The 14126-nt window shown below is 39.1% G+C and carries 12 protein-coding genes; 7 read left to right on the top strand and 5 right to left on the bottom strand.

From position 1 onward, the window contains the following. Positions 1-215: 215 nt before the first annotated feature. Genes AC07UV_RS21095 through AC07UV_RS21085 form a run of 3 tightly spaced genes read left to right on the top strand, consistent with a single transcriptional unit; the run spans position 216 to position 3103 of the window. Positions 216-959, top strand: coding sequence for a hypothetical protein (locus AC07UV_RS21095; protein WP_495185192.1), 744 nt, complete (start codon positions 216-218; stop codon positions 957-959). 10 nt (positions 960-969) lie between these two features. Beyond that, the gene (locus tag AC07UV_RS21090; protein ID WP_282252369.1) at positions 970-2079 is read left to right on the top strand and encodes a hypothetical protein; all 1110 of its coding nucleotides are present in this window, start codon (positions 970-972) and stop codon (positions 2077-2079) included. Between the two features lie 31 nt (positions 2080-2110). Further along, positions 2111-3103, top strand: coding sequence for a hypothetical protein (locus AC07UV_RS21085; protein WP_495185191.1), 993 nt, complete (start codon positions 2111-2113; stop codon positions 3101-3103). A 73-nt stretch (positions 3104-3176) separates the two neighbouring features. Here the strand turns inward: AC07UV_RS21085 and AC07UV_RS21080 are convergent, their stop codons facing one another. Then, positions 3177-4286: a TFIIB-type zinc ribbon-containing protein gene (locus AC07UV_RS21080; RefSeq protein ID WP_495185190.1), complete on the bottom strand. Its 1110-nt coding sequence runs from the start codon at positions 4284-4286 to the stop codon at positions 3177-3179. A 22-nt stretch (positions 4287-4308) separates the two neighbouring features. Further along, positions 4309-5460, bottom strand: coding sequence for an SPFH domain-containing protein (locus tag AC07UV_RS21075; protein ID WP_495185189.1), 1152 nt, complete (start codon positions 5458-5460; stop codon positions 4309-4311). 166 nt (positions 5461-5626) lie between these two features. Between AC07UV_RS21075 and AC07UV_RS21070 the strand changes: the two genes are divergently transcribed. The 3 genes from AC07UV_RS21070 to AC07UV_RS21060 all read left to right on the top strand — a co-directional run bounded on the left by AC07UV_RS21070 (position 5627) and on the right by AC07UV_RS21060 (position 10223). Next, positions 5627-7480, top strand: a complete 1854-nt coding sequence (locus AC07UV_RS21070; protein ID WP_120262205.1) for a DNA topoisomerase IV subunit B — start codon at positions 5627-5629, stop codon at positions 7478-7480. A 37-nt stretch (positions 7481-7517) separates the two neighbouring features. Further along, positions 7518-8360, top strand: coding sequence for a formyltetrahydrofolate deformylase (gene purU / locus AC07UV_RS21065; protein ID WP_282252362.1), 843 nt, complete (start codon positions 7518-7520; stop codon positions 8358-8360). An 84-nt stretch (positions 8361-8444) separates the two neighbouring features. Then, the gene (locus AC07UV_RS21060; protein WP_495185188.1) at positions 8445-10223 is read left to right on the top strand and encodes a hypothetical protein; all 1779 of its coding nucleotides are present in this window, start codon (positions 8445-8447) and stop codon (positions 10221-10223) included. A 97-nt stretch (positions 10224-10320) separates the two neighbouring features. Here AC07UV_RS21060 and AC07UV_RS21055 read toward each other — a convergent pair whose 3' ends face one another. The 3 genes from AC07UV_RS21055 to AC07UV_RS21045 all read right to left on the bottom strand — a co-directional run bounded on the left by AC07UV_RS21055 (position 10321) and on the right by AC07UV_RS21045 (position 12914). Beyond that, on the bottom strand, positions 10321-11226 hold the full coding sequence (locus AC07UV_RS21055) for a class I SAM-dependent methyltransferase (RefSeq protein ID WP_282252359.1): 906 nt from the start codon (positions 11224-11226) through the stop codon (positions 10321-10323). A 185-nt stretch (positions 11227-11411) separates the two neighbouring features. Next, complete coding sequence (locus AC07UV_RS21050; RefSeq protein WP_282252358.1) at positions 11412-12170, bottom strand: ABC transporter ATP-binding protein; 759 nt, start codon at positions 12168-12170, stop codon at positions 11412-11414. A gap of 9 nt (positions 12171-12179) precedes the next feature. Continuing rightward, entirely contained in the window at positions 12180-12914 is a 735-nt protein-coding gene (locus AC07UV_RS21045; RefSeq protein ID WP_120262200.1) for an MlaE family ABC transporter permease, read from the bottom strand. Between the two features lie 244 nt (positions 12915-13158). Between AC07UV_RS21045 and AC07UV_RS21040 the strand changes: the two genes are divergently transcribed. Further along, positions 13159-14106 carry a toast rack family protein gene (locus tag AC07UV_RS21040; RefSeq protein ID WP_495185187.1) on the top strand — a complete coding sequence of 316 codons (948 nt, stop codon included), beginning with the start codon at positions 13159-13161 and terminating at the stop codon, positions 14104-14106. The last annotated feature ends 20 nt before the right edge of the window (positions 14107-14126 follow it).

Raw genomic sequence — 14126 nt, 5'->3', positions numbered from 1 at the left:
TTTTCATTTTCATAGCTATCCCCCTAGATTCGTCATTTTTTCAGATATTGAAGTCTCATCTATTGCATCCGTATTTTATTAAGATGAAAATATCAGCTAGGTCTATTCGCCTCATTCTGACCATTAATTAACCTCATGATGATTTCGTTCCAATAAATTAGCTGTCACAATCCTAATTTTTACTATTTTAGTATACATAATAACAAAAATGTCACATGATGAGCAACAACGAAAACCAAAGAAGTTCTGGAATATTAAACAGTCTTAAAAAATTAATTTTCGAAGATGATCAGACGAACTCTGCCCCTCAATCTCCGGCTTCAGCACCTGCTGCTCCGACACAAGAAAAATTAAATACTCCCACACCAACATATACGTCGGTAACACAGCCTGAAGCAACAGGCAAGACTCCGCCGCCTATTCCTATTACAGCCAACGATGGGTCCACGGATCTCAAAGAAATGAAACTAAAGGTTTATGCCATCCTCGAAAAACTCAATGAGCAGGGTGTCGATTTTTTTGAAGTCTGGAATGCCGCTGCTGCAATGGGAAAAGTAGAAGAAAACACCTTAAAAGCGGCCTATACCTCACTTAAGTTTGTCGATAGTTCACTATCGAAGGAAAAACTTGTGGCAACTGGCACAAATTATGCTAATAAGCTTAAAGAAACCATAGCCAAAGAGTCCGACCAGAAACAGGGGGAAAAGAAAAGGACAGAACAGGACCGAACAATGGAAATTGCGAATTTGAACAGTGAAATCAAAGCATTAACGGAAAATATCACCAAATTGCAAGATGACCTACAGAAAAAGCAGGTCGCCCTGGGACAGATTAATGAGAAGTACGAACCAAAGACCAAAGAAATCGAACAAAAAATAGCAATAGGCAATGCTGCTGTTGGTGAGGTTATTACCGAAATAAACAACGCATTGCATATGATTAATCAATCAATTAAATAACTATAAATCAATGGAAAAAAAAGATCAATACATCAATATTCCTGCTGAAATAAAGACACAACTCCCCATATTTCAAGTTTTGGGAGATCATTTACCCGCACAATTAAAATCTCCGGAAGCAAAAAAGACTGCTTCTACTGTTTTCTTTTGGGCATTACTTTTGGGCGGCGCATTTGCTTTTTTCAAATTCCTTCCCATTATGCTCGAATACGCAGGAAAGAGCATTTTATTTGTTATTTTCAGTATTATCCTGATCACCTTATTGCTTTTAGCTCCTAAGATCATCGCTCTACTACATCGCTTGGGTACCGTGCTACTGTTCAAAGGTGAAAAATCCATTATTAGAAATAATCCCATCGAGACTTTACAATTGCTGTCCCGTGATGCCAAAGACACATTAAAACGTGTAAAGGAGAAGATCAGTAATGTCGACGGTGTTCGCATTGATATGATTCAAAGCGGTGAAACGGCGCAAAAAACTGCGGAAGAAAAGTATACTTATGCGAAGAGGTTTACAGCTGAAGCTGCTAATCTTGATGAAAAATCAAAAGAAGAAGCCAGCAAAAATAATGCAGAGAAAGCCAATGCTTATGCAAGAGATGCCAAGGAGACACGTACCAAAGCTTTTTTGCTAGGTAAAGAAGGGGAATCAGAAGAACAAAATGCACGTAGCTATGTGCAATACGCTAATCAGTTTGCGAAAGTACTGGAAGTCCTCAAAGACAATGAAAGCGCAGCACGTATCTATGTAAGTACATTGGATAGCAGTATTTCAATTATTTCCAAGAAGTTAGAAGCAACACAAAAAATGAAAAATGCAACGGATGGACTTGCCGATGTATTTAATATCAAAGATGGATGGGCTTTTCAGGAAGCAATGAATGCAGCTACAGGTGCTATCAGTCAAAACATTGCTTCGATTAGATCCAACTTGGATTTCTTGGATCAAAACAACAACATCACGGTCGGTGGCGCCCCTTCACAAGGAGAACTGGAAGAATTTATCCGTAAGGTCGACGAACGTAATTTGAAAGTACTCAATGTCACTCAGATGTCTGATGCAAGCTACGAGCTCAAGCCAGAGGAGAAAATCGACAAAGGCTTTACATTACTAGATTAATTAACAAAACAATATCATATTATTCAAAATTATGGAAGAGAAATCGACATGGGCCAGATTAAGATGGCCTATCAAAGCAATTATTATCGCGGTACCTATTCTTGCCATTGGCTATTGGGCGATGCAATCAGGCAAATTCGACACTACCCCAACTGTTAATAGAGCTGATACAACCAGTTTCAACGCACCAGATGCAGCTACCCCAAGCTCTGGAAGCGCACGTTCATTCAATTATCAACCTGAAAAACCGGTTGATGGAGAGTATAAGGGTGTTGTAGAAGTGGGCGCCTCAGGATTCAATTCCTTTGTCGTCAATATGGATAAAGAAAATCGTTGGGAGATTATTTCCAAAGATTTTGGCAAATCCTTTGCTTATGAAGGCTTAGCCAATACCGAAGATATCCGTAAAGGATTAAAAGACTATATCGGCATGATGCTCGATAAGGGAGTAAAATCCAAAAATATCCACTTTGTTATCAGCTCCGGCGCACAGAAAGAACCTAAGACGACGGTGATTAGTTCCGAACTCAGAAAAATGGGGTTTGTTGTTAACTTAGTGACTGCCGAACAAGAAGGAAAACTAGCGCTTAAATCTGTTCTTCCTAAGGCTTATGAAGAAAACTCTTTTGTTGTGGATATCGGTTCGGGCAACACCAAGATCTCCTGGATTGATGGTGATACCAAATCTGAGGAAGCGCCTGGGGCAAAATATTATGAAAAAGATCTAAAAGACGATGCCGTTTATGCGGAAGTGAAAAAATTAGGCGAGAAAATACCTACTGGAAAAAGAGAAGTATGTTTTATCATCGGTGGCGTTCCTTTTGAATTAGCATCTCAGACACGTCAAGGAGAAGAACGGTTTACTGTATTGAACGACCCTTCCTCTTATAAAGCAGAAAAAATAAAAACCAAAAGCGGAGTAAACATCTACAAAGCACTTAAAGACGCTACCAATTGCGATACCTTTGTATTTGACTGGGACGCAAACTTCACGATCGGCTTCTTGCTTTCATTGAATAAATAATTACATTTTACAGCAACAAAAAGAGCTGTACTTTGAAAAAAGTACAGCTCTTTTTGTATCACCATTACAAACCTTAGCCCATAAAGCTCAAAAGATATAATACTAAGAGAATCAAAAGGATCAGGGATACTATTTTCCAGACACTATACGGTCTTTGTCCATAAACCTTGCCATTGAAAGCATTCACCATAATTTGATAACTCTTACCCTTATACTGATAAGCTGAGAGCCAGACCGGCAACAAAATATATTTCAATCTGATCGACTTAAAATCGCTATCGATGGAATCAATGTCCTGTGTATCCCCACCAATATCATCTTCTACCTGTCGCACAATTTCACGATCCATAATAGCACGGGCAGTTCCGGCAGCCACCACATGATCAACACTGAAAGTCTCCGCGATAAAACCACTTAAATACTGTTCATTAAACGGTTTCAGGTAATCTAGATTCCAAGGACCAATTTTGTCCGAAAACTTTTCGGGTAGTGAGGTGGATCCAGAAATAACAATATCTCTAAATCGACTATAGATCCTTCCTGAAGCCGGATACCAGTTCGTGCGGCGCTCTTCATATTCCTCCATTTCACCGTCTGAATTACGTCGTGTCCGTGTTACATAATAATATTCCCCACGGGATCCTTCATAAGAAGAATCTACATCGGAGTCATAGGACCAAAATGGGATATATACCCCCTTCAAACGGTCGTTTCGCGTATTAAAGATTTTTTTGAAATCATTGGGAGCAAACCAGACCTTCCCTGCCCATTGGGTCAATAATCCAAAAGCCTGTTTGTAGTCAACTGTAAAAGGTACAAGTCCGTGGGGTCTGACAATACGTCTTTGCTGATGATCAATAACCAATGGTGATGCACAGAAGGCACAAACATCTGCGGTAACATGCGGATTCAACCTTGAATTAGCGCCACAGTTGCTGCAATGAACAACCTCAGCTAGATAACTATAACGTTCATCTGCTACACCCTCCATCGCTTTACCAAAAACCTTATAATCCGTTGCTTCAATCTCGCCACTTACTGGTATTTCATCCGCAATTTCATTTTTAGTCCCACAATAAGAACATTCCAGATAGGAAGTTCCGGGTTGATAAGTCAAAACGGCACCACAACCTTGGCATTTTAACCTCCGATCTATTTCGGAGGTTTTCTCTTCAAAACTCATACTCGTGATAGCACTTATATCTCTAAACTCCAGGAATTGGTGGCGGGGTCTGTGAAAACAAATCCTTCAATTCTACAACTTTATCGGCCTCAGTCCAGTTATCGAGCCCTTCCTTCCATACTAACGTTGACGTGGTAAGCGTACCTTCACCCACTAATCCACGCAATTGTTCCTGATCGAAAGGTCCCTCCTGCTTGCCTTTTATAGCCAGGTAATAAGCAACGGCCTTGGGTAATGGCGGTGGCCCAGCTGATCCTGCTGCAACAGCTCCCGCACCGGCAACACCAGTAGGGTTATTCCCGTCAAAATTATTCGGTTGGAATACATTGCCCATTTGTCCAACCATCCCAGCACCCAAACCTGCACCAAAGCCTGCGCCAACAATACCACCACTGCTTGGATTTTCCGCTGCTTTCTCCATCGAATTGGCTGCTTGAAATTGCGCATAAGCACCAAGGTTCCCAACCACGCCCATACTACTTCTTTTATCCAGTGCTTTTTCCACTTCTTCTGGAAATGAGATATTCTCAATCAGAAATTTGGTCAAGCTCAATCCGATCTCCTCAAAATCTCCGGTAATTTTTTGTTGAATCAATGCGGAAACTTCATCGTAGTTAGAAGCTAAATCCAACGCTGGAATTTTTGATTCCGCAATAGCATCCATACCTCTTGACACAGCAATATTGCGCAATTGCTCGGTAATATCATCGACAGTAAATACCGGAGTCGTCGCAACCAACTGTTTCATAAAAACAGGGACATCTTTCACTTGAAAGGAAAAATTTCCAAAAGCGCGAAGACGTATTGGCCCAAATTCAGGGTCACGCAACATAATCGGATTTTTTGTTCCCCAACGTTGATTGACAAACTGACGTAGGTTAATAAAATAGACATCTGCCTTAAACGGGCTATTAAAGCCGTACTTCCAACTTCTGATGGTTGTCATAATCGGCATGTTTTGTGTAGTCAATTCATATCTTCCGGGTTGAAATACATCAGCAACCACACCCTCATTTAAAAAAACTGCCGCCTGCCCCTCACGTACAGTAAGTTGTGCGCCCATTTTTATTTCATTCTGATACCTAGGAAATTTCCATACTATCGTATCAGTACTATTATCGACCCACTCGATAATATCAATAAATTCATTCCTGATTTTATCAAATAACCCCATAAATTTTTCTCTTTACAATTACTTACACTAAATGTAAACATTTCTTGGGAAATCGCCAATTTTACCAATCATATCAGAAACCATAGATATCTAAAAAATTTAGTCTTCCATACCATATATCGTTTTTATTTTTTATACTTTTGTTAGCTAAGTTCTACATAAATTTATGAGTACATATAACGAAGACAGTATTAGGTCCCTGGATTGGAAAGAGCATATCCGCCTTCGTCCGGGAATGTACATAGGAAAATTGGGGGACGGTTCGGCCTACGATGATGGCATCTATGTCTTATTGAAGGAAGTTGTCGACAACTCGATTGACGAATTTGTGATGGGTGCCGGTAAAACCATTGATATTACTGTAAACGAAAACAAAGTTTCAGTACGCGATTATGGCCGTGGAATTCCGATTGGCTCTGTCGTAGATGTAGTTTCCAAAATCAATACAGGTGGTAAATATGACAGCAAGGCCTTCCAAAAATCCGTTGGATTAAATGGTGTGGGTACAAAAGCCGTCAATGCATTATCCAGCCAGTTTACGGTACAATCCTACCGCCAAAATATAACGCGTATCGCGCAGTTTTCCAAGGGGGAATTGGTAAATGACGAACAGAAAGACACTACCCAACGTAATGGTACATCGGTAACATTCTATCCAGATGATTCTATTTTCAGAAACTACAAATACCGTTCAGAATTTGTAGAGAATATGATCTGGAATTATGTTTTTCTGAACTCAGGTCTTACGATCAACTTCAATGGACAGCGATTTATTTCTGAGAATGGATTAAAAGATCTATTAGAAAGGAATATTGACGCCGAATCCATGCGCTATCCAATCATTCACCTACGTGGGGAGGATATCGAGATTGCAATGACCCATGGTCAACAATATGGAGAAGAATATTATTCCTTTGTTAATGGTCAGCATACAACACAAGGGGGAACACATCAAGCAGCATTCCGCGAAGCACTTGTAAAAACCATTCGCGAGTTCTACAAAAAAGAATTTGATGCATCAGATATTCGATCCTCGATTATTGGTGCCATCGCCATAAAAGTACAGGAACCGGTTTTCGAATCCCAGACAAAAACAAAATTGGGCTCTCAGAGTGTAGGCCCAGAAGGCCCAACTGTAAGAGGGTTTATCAATGACTTTCTCAAAAAAGCATTGGATGATTACCTACATAAAAATCCAAGTACTGCCGATGCGCTTCAAAAGCGTATTCTCCAATCTGAAAGAGAACGGAAGGATATTGCAGGGATCAAAAAACTAGCGAATGAAAGGGCTAAAAAGGCCTCTTTACACAACCGCAAATTGCGTGACTGTAAAGTCCATTTTAGCGATAAAAACGAGCGTAACCAAGAAACGACACTTTTCATAACAGAGGGTGACTCCGCTTCAGGTTCGATCACCAAATCACGTGACGTACAGACTCAAGCCGTTTTCAGCTTAAAAGGAAAACCGTTGAACTCTTATGGCATGTCCAAAAAGATCGTTTATGAAAACGAAGAGTTCAATCTCTTGCAGCACGCCCTAAATATTGAAGATGGGTTAGATGGACTACGTTATAATAATATCGTTATCGCTACAGATGCTGATGTCGATGGAATGCACATCCGTCTTCTGTTATTGACCTTTTTCTTACAGTTTTTCCCTGATTTGGTCAAAGCGGGACATGTATCTATTCTCCAAACACCATTATTCAGGGTTCGGAACAAAAAAGAGACGATCTACTGTTACTCGGATGAAGAAAGACAAAAAGCAATTGCAAAACTAGGAGCTAAGCCTGAGATCACGCGATTTAAAGGTTTAGGCGAAATATCGCCCTCTGAGTTTGGACTCTTTATCGGAAAAGATATCCGTCTTGACCCCGTTATTTTATCAAAAGACAATAAAATTCAACAACTATTAGAATATTACATGGGCAAAAATACACCAGATCGACAAAAACATATTGTCGAAAATCTACGTGTAGAAGTAGACCTTGAAGAAGAACTAACAAAAAAAGCGGGTTAAATTAACCCGCTTTTTTGCGACCTACGACCAATATTTCATGCACAACCAAACCTTAATTCTGATCCAATGTCAAGATGCCGTTGGATTGGTAGCCAATATTTCCAACACCCTAGCCCAGTATCAGCTTAACATCATTACCATGCGGGAATATGTTGATGAGGAGGCGAACAAGTTTTTTGTCCGCGTTGTCTGCAATGGTCTTTTTCCTGATCAAACACAGCTCGCCAATTCCCTAGCCAACGTACTTCCTCCCTCAGCTCAGATTCAAGTCAACCCCAGCAATCGAAAGAAAATTGTTGTTCTCGTAACCAAAGAGCACCACTGTTTAGCAGATATTCTTGTCCGGCAACATTTTGAAACCTGGGGAGCAGAAATACAGGCTGTCATTGGTAATTATGATACTTTACGTTCGTTTACGGATAAATTTGAGATCCCATTCCATTATATTTCGCATGAAGGTATATCGAAAGAAGATTTTGAGACACAATTGATTACCCAAATCAAACAATACGATTTTGATTATATTATTCTCGCAAAATTTATGCGGATCCTCTCCCCCCTATTTGTTGCAACATTCGAAAATAAGTTGGTCAATATTCATCATTCATTTCTGCCTGCATTTATCGGGGCAAACCCTTACAAGCAGGCACATTCTCGAGGTGTAAAAATCATTGGCGCGACAGCACACTTTGTCACGGACCAGCTTGATGAAGGCCCTATCATAGTTCAAGATATTCGTCATGTCAATCATACCTATACAGTCAAAGATATGGTTACTGCTGGGAAGGAGATTGAAAAAGCAGTTTTAAGTAGAGCGATCCGCTTATTGAGTGAAGACCGCGTGATGCTCAACGATTACAAAACGATTGTATTTGAATAGTGATCACAATCACCACTTTACACGTATAGTCATTATTTTTTTATCGCGTTATTCTTGATTATTTCGTAAAAGAACTATTTAAGAATGACGCACACTTTCCATATCCCTGTATTAGGACTTGCTTTTTCAATAGACTCAGCAATCAAAGTTGCCCGCTATGGCATCTCAACGGTCATGTCTATTGTAGACGATGAGCTCATAGAGCGCATCCGGGCATATTACTGCAAACTTAACCAACTAGCCTATAACCCCATTTATAAGCACGAAGAAGATTATAGGGCCAGTCGAATCACCGCTTATCTTGACTTGGTCAAGACTTTAGTAGAACAGCAGATGGAAACGCTAAAGCAGCAAACTTTTACAAAGGATTCTGATCTAACAAAATATTTTCAGTTATTGCCGGAATCTCATCCTGCTAGACCAATCTATCATGCCATGGAAATTGAGACCAATACCAGTATCAAGCGGCAGTTACAAGAACTATTGGTCGGCTATGTAAACCCCGGTGAAATCGATGTCAATATTATGTCCAAAGTGGATAAACTGAACTTCAGAAATAATACTGCCCTAGATCAAAAATATTCAGATGCATCAGCTGCACTACGTGGATTCGCCAATTCCTCATTACATTCTGCTGTTATCCTATCAGCGGGAATGAATCATCATTTATACGCCTATTTGGCCGAATTACCAGCATTCTTTCCAAAAGCCGACAGTACGTTTGACAAAAAGGTTGTTTTGAAAGTCAGCGACTTTAGATCATCGCTTATTCAGGCAAAATATCTAGCAAAAAAAGGTGTTTGGGTATCTGAATTCCGGGTAGAGTCTGGATTGAATTGTGGTGGGCATGCATTCGCTACTGATGGTTTTTTATTAGGTCCCATTCTTGAGGAATTCAAAGAGAAAAAAGAAAACTTAAAAATTGAACTCTTTACAATTTATCAGGATTATTGGGCATCCCAAGGTGTACTATTAACGGTTTTGCCTCCAATTAGGTACACTGTACAAGGCGGAGTAGGGACAGCTATGGAACACCGGTTTCTACTGGATTACTATGAATTTGATGCCGTAGGTTGGGGTTCTCCATTTCTAATGGTTCCAGAAGCTACAACCGTAGACAATGAAACACTGAAAGCACTAGAGGAAGCTGAGAAATCAGATTTCTATTGCAGTGGAGCATCGCCTTTAGGAGTACCATTTAATAATTTTAGACCAAGCAGTGCCGAAAAGTTACGATTGGAACGCATCAAAAAAGGGAGACCGGGTAGCCCCTGCAAGAAGGAATATCTTATCGCTAATCGTGAGTTCGGAGAAAAACCGATTTGTACCGCTTCGCGCGCTTATCAGCATCAAAAGATCCAAGAACTGCAGGCGCAAGAACTTACCGTTGAAGAATATAATAGGTCATTCGATACCATCACCGAAAAAACCTGTCTCTGTGAAGGTCTGGCAGCTCCTGCCTATCTCAAATACGGCATCCAACAAAATAAAGAACAGGCTGCTGTTTCTATTTGCCCCGGACCGAATCTGGTTTGGTTCAAAAGACAGTATTCTTTAAAACAGATGGTTGATCATATTTATGGTCGGGGTTCTATCCTAGAGCATTCAGATAGACCATTTGTGCTAATCAATGAATTAGACCTTTACATCGATCATATTCAAAAGTACGTCGAGGACAATAAAGACTTCCTCAATGACAAAAAAATAAAATATATCACTAAGTTCAAGGCGCAATTACAGCTAGGGATAGATTACTATCATAATCTACAAAATAAACTCCTTTGTATCCCTAAAAGTACCCTGGAAGCCATACCATTACAATTGGAACTTGCTATGATCCGTTTAAATAATGTTCGTATTTAGGTACCATATCTATTTATGCTAAAAATAAACGCGGCAGGTCTTGTAGACCTGCCGCGTTTTATGTCATTAAGTACTTTCATTTATTTAACAGCAAGATCTACTTTGCAATTTTACGAAATTTCCCAAAAACGCCCAGCGGTAATTTCGGCCCTGCAGTAGCCTGTAGAAAAAGTTCTCCAATCTCTAAATTCTCTACTTTCGGAAATGCAGTTTTTATCAGATTCTCAACAATAACAGAAGAGAAACCTAATGAATAGGTATTTAAGATCAAGAAATGCTCCGTAGGATCCAGCAATTGGACAACCTCAGTCATCATCTCCATGATATGATCTTCAAGCTTCCATTTCTCTCCTTTTGGTCCATGTCCATATGCTGGTGGATCCAATATGATACCATTGTAAGTATTTCCACGTTTTAGCTCACGCTTGACAAACTTCAATGCGTCCTCAACCATCCAACGAATATTGTCGAGATTGGAAATCTCCATATTTTCATTGGCCCAGGTCACAACCTGCTTAATGGAATCAACGTGTGTTGTGTCCGCTCCTGCAGCCTTAGCTATTAATGAAGCACCACCGGTATAAGCAAAAAGATTTAAAACTTTAGGCTTTTCAGTCTTGAAGGAACGAACAGATTCCGAAATATAATCCCAATTGACAGCCTGTTCAGGAAATATCCCAACATGCTTGAACGAGGTAAGGCCCAACCTAAACTTGATCGCTACATCATCGTTTTTATATTGGATATGCCAACGATCTTGAATCTTCGGATTTTTTTTCAACCATTCTCCAGAGGTAGCTGAACGCCCCTTGAACTTGATATGATAACGTTTGTTCCATTCTGCATCGCTCAAAGCCTTAGGCCATACAGCTTGTGGTTCGGGTCTGATTAATATAAGATCTCCAAAACGTTCTAATTTTTCAAAATCACCACAGTCAATGAGCTCATAGTCCTTCCAATGTTGTGGGGTCAATAGTTGTATATTCGTTGTTGCCAAAATCAAAATTTTCCGACAAAACTAAGCTAAATTTCTTTTATATTGAAATTTAGCGTTCGCCCATCTTACTTAAAAATAACATTCGTAAGATTAAAACATATAAAAATTCCATGTAAATCAATAAAGACACAATCTGTACAAAAAACAGCTATTGATTATAGATTTCAATCATAGGCTTCCCTTTTTAGCATTTATAGTCCCATAGAGGCCTTTGCACTTTTCATCAACGGGCTTGCAAACACAAAATTATTTAATTCTTCTACATCTGACCGCATCATATCTTTATTGGATCCCTCCCAGAATTTCTGCCCTTGATATAAAAACAAAATATATTCACCAATTCCCATAACCGAATTCATATCATGGGTCACAACGACTGTTGTACACTTTAATTCTTGCGTAATTTTAAGAACCAGCTCGTCGATTACGATAGAGGTTTCAGGATCTAAACCTGAGTTGGGTTCATCACAAAAAAGATATTTGGGATTCATACTGATTGCACGCGCAATGCCTACCCTTTTTTTCATCCCTCCAGATAACTCCGCGGGGAACAACTTGTTGCGTCCCTCTAAATTAACTTGTTCCAAACAATGGTTCGCACGGTCCAATTTCTCAGATTTAGACATATCTGTGAACATATCTAGAGAGAACATAATATTCTGCTCGACTGTCATTGAATCGAATAAGGCCGAATTTTGGAACAGCATACCTATTTCTTTCCGGATGGGCACGCGTTCCTCAAAATTCATCCGCGTGAAGTCCGTTTGGTCAAACAACACTTTTCCTTTTTCCGGATGATGTAATCCGACGATACATTTTAGTAAGGTACTTTTTCCCGAACCAGATCCACCAATAATTAAACTCACTTTTCCAGGTTCAAAATTTGCACTGATCCCCTTTAAAACATGGTTATCACCGAAAGACTTATTAATATTTTCAATTTGAATCATATGATCTTTTTAAAGCATTAATGCTGTAATCACATAGTCTGCCGCCAGAATAGTGATACATCCAACTACAACAGCTTCAGTGCTCGCTTGTCCTACTTCTAAGGCCCCTCCCTTCACTTTATAGCCTTTATATGCCGATACGGAAGTAATAATAAAGCCAAATACAACAGCTTTTACAAGTGCTACGGTCACTGTAAATCCATTAAAATTATCTTGAATACCTAAAATATAGTCCGCTGGAGTTACAGCTCCAGAAAGAGAGCCTCCTAATAGACCACCTACTAATGCACAGACTATGGCGATAATAACCAGCATCGGAATCATAGTCACTCCTGCCAATATTTTAGGCAATATGAGATAACCCGGAGCATTTATCCCCATAATCTCCAAAGCATCAATCTGCTCAGTCACGCGCATTGAACCGATTTGGGAAGAAATCGATGAGCCAATTTTCCCCATCAGTACCAATCCTGAAATCGTAGGTCCTAGCTCCAAAATATTTGAATCCCTATTGATGGAACCAATTATTGAATTGGGAATTAGATCGGAAACCATCTGAAAAGCGATCTGCATGGTCATTACGGCTCCAATAAACGTGGAAATGATCACAATAAGTCCTAAAGATCCTATACCGATATCAGTCATTGTCAGCATGGTCTCTTTCCAATAGATACGCCCCTTCTCCGGCCTTTTAAAGACTGACTTAAGGAGTATTAGATATGCACCAATGTGATGAAAAATCATATTATTAATTTAAATTCTATATATTATACACACCAATCTTGATGTTTGGTGCGTGTATCCATTAAAGGTACTTAATTCCAACAAATATATAAACAAGCGAAAACCTAAAAAGTAGGAGAAAAACAAAATTACTTACCGATCAATTACTCACATTTACCGAATTTTTATGTATAATAGCCTAATCTTTCGTGCAGTGTCTAACAAAGCGATTTACTTTTGGGATATATAACAAACGGAATTAGTCATGAACACACAACGTATAACAACTGGAATTACAATTCTTTTTATAGGGATTGTCTTATTATTATCCCAACTTAACAGTATTTCCTTTAATTGGGTAGGAATTTTCAGATATTGGCCATTATTTATTGTCCTCGCTGGAATCCGTATGCTGGTCCCTAAGGATCAACAAATAGGACAATTTATTGCTATCGGTGCTACTGTAGTTATCCTGGGCTTTCTTACATATATCGGACTATCTACCCCAAAAGAACCTCTTTTGACGCAATTACTAAAAAACAAGGGGGTACAGATCGATATGGACGATCCAAATGATAAGACCAACTATACAGCACAAAAACTACAAGTCCCTCTAAATGATAAAATCAAAAGCGCAAATTTAAACATCGATTTAGGAGCTACATCCTTAAAAAACGATACTGCAACTACATCATCAATTTTCACCGCATACAATACCTCTAGTGAATATCTTTTGGGTATGACTACACATGATGAATCTTCAGATAAAATTGATATTAACTTAAAAGGTAAATTCAAAGACAAAGATTTTAATAGCAAAAATAACAATACCTACATTGCACTCAATCCAAATATCGTATGGAAGCTAAACTTTGATATTGGTGCAATTGATGCCAAATTAGATCTTTCACCGTATAAAATTGAGGTATTGGATATTGATGCCGGGGCGACAAGTCTAAAATTAAAACTTGGACAACCTTTAGCAACAACAAAAATATCCATGGATGCTGGTGCATCTTCGATCGAAATTGCGATTCCAAAAAATGCAGCATGTCGTATCACCAGTGATAATGCCTTATCATCTACTTCTTATGAAGGCGACTTCTTAAAAATGGATGGTATGGTAAAATCAACAAATTATGATGCAGCGACTGAAAAATTTGATTTTGACATCAATGGTGGAATTGCTTCAATAAAAATTAGAAGATATTAATTGACAGTGATTTTTTAGTC

This window comes from Sphingobacterium sp. GW821-FHT03E03 (assembly GCF_059420745.1).
Note: the sequence above shows the minus strand (reverse complement) of the source record. Positions and strands in the feature narration are given on the sequence as shown.

Excerpts from the sequence above, each read along its gene's own strand:
- AC07UV_RS21095 (WP_495185192.1), top strand. The coding sequence starts at position 216 with ATGATGAGCAACAACGAAAACCAAAGAAGTTCTGGAATATTAAACAGT.
- AC07UV_RS21090 (WP_282252369.1), top strand. The coding sequence starts at position 970 with ATGGAAAAAAAAGATCAATACATCAATATTCCTGCTGAAATAAAGACA.
- AC07UV_RS21085 (WP_495185191.1), top strand. The coding sequence starts at position 2,111 with ATGGAAGAGAAATCGACATGGGCCAGATTAAGATGGCCTATCAAAGCA.
- AC07UV_RS21080 (WP_495185190.1), bottom strand. The coding sequence starts at position 4,286 with ATGAGTTTTGAAGAGAAAACCTCCGAAATAGATCGGAGGTTAAAATGC.
- AC07UV_RS21075 (WP_495185189.1), bottom strand. The coding sequence starts at position 5,460 with ATGGGGTTATTTGATAAAATCAGGAATGAATTTATTGATATTATCGAG.
- AC07UV_RS21070 (WP_120262205.1), top strand. The coding sequence starts at position 5,627 with ATGAGTACATATAACGAAGACAGTATTAGGTCCCTGGATTGGAAAGAG.
- purU (WP_282252362.1), top strand. The coding sequence starts at position 7,518 with ATGCACAACCAAACCTTAATTCTGATCCAATGTCAAGATGCCGTTGGA.
- AC07UV_RS21060 (WP_495185188.1), top strand. The coding sequence starts at position 8,445 with ATGACGCACACTTTCCATATCCCTGTATTAGGACTTGCTTTTTCAATA.
- AC07UV_RS21050 (WP_282252358.1), bottom strand. The coding sequence starts at position 12,170 with ATGATTCAAATTGAAAATATTAATAAGTCTTTCGGTGATAACCATGTT.
- AC07UV_RS21045 (WP_120262200.1), bottom strand. The coding sequence starts at position 12,914 with ATGATTTTTCATCACATTGGTGCATATCTAATACTCCTTAAGTCAGTC.
- AC07UV_RS21040 (WP_495185187.1), top strand. The coding sequence starts at position 13,159 with ATGAACACACAACGTATAACAACTGGAATTACAATTCTTTTTATAGGG.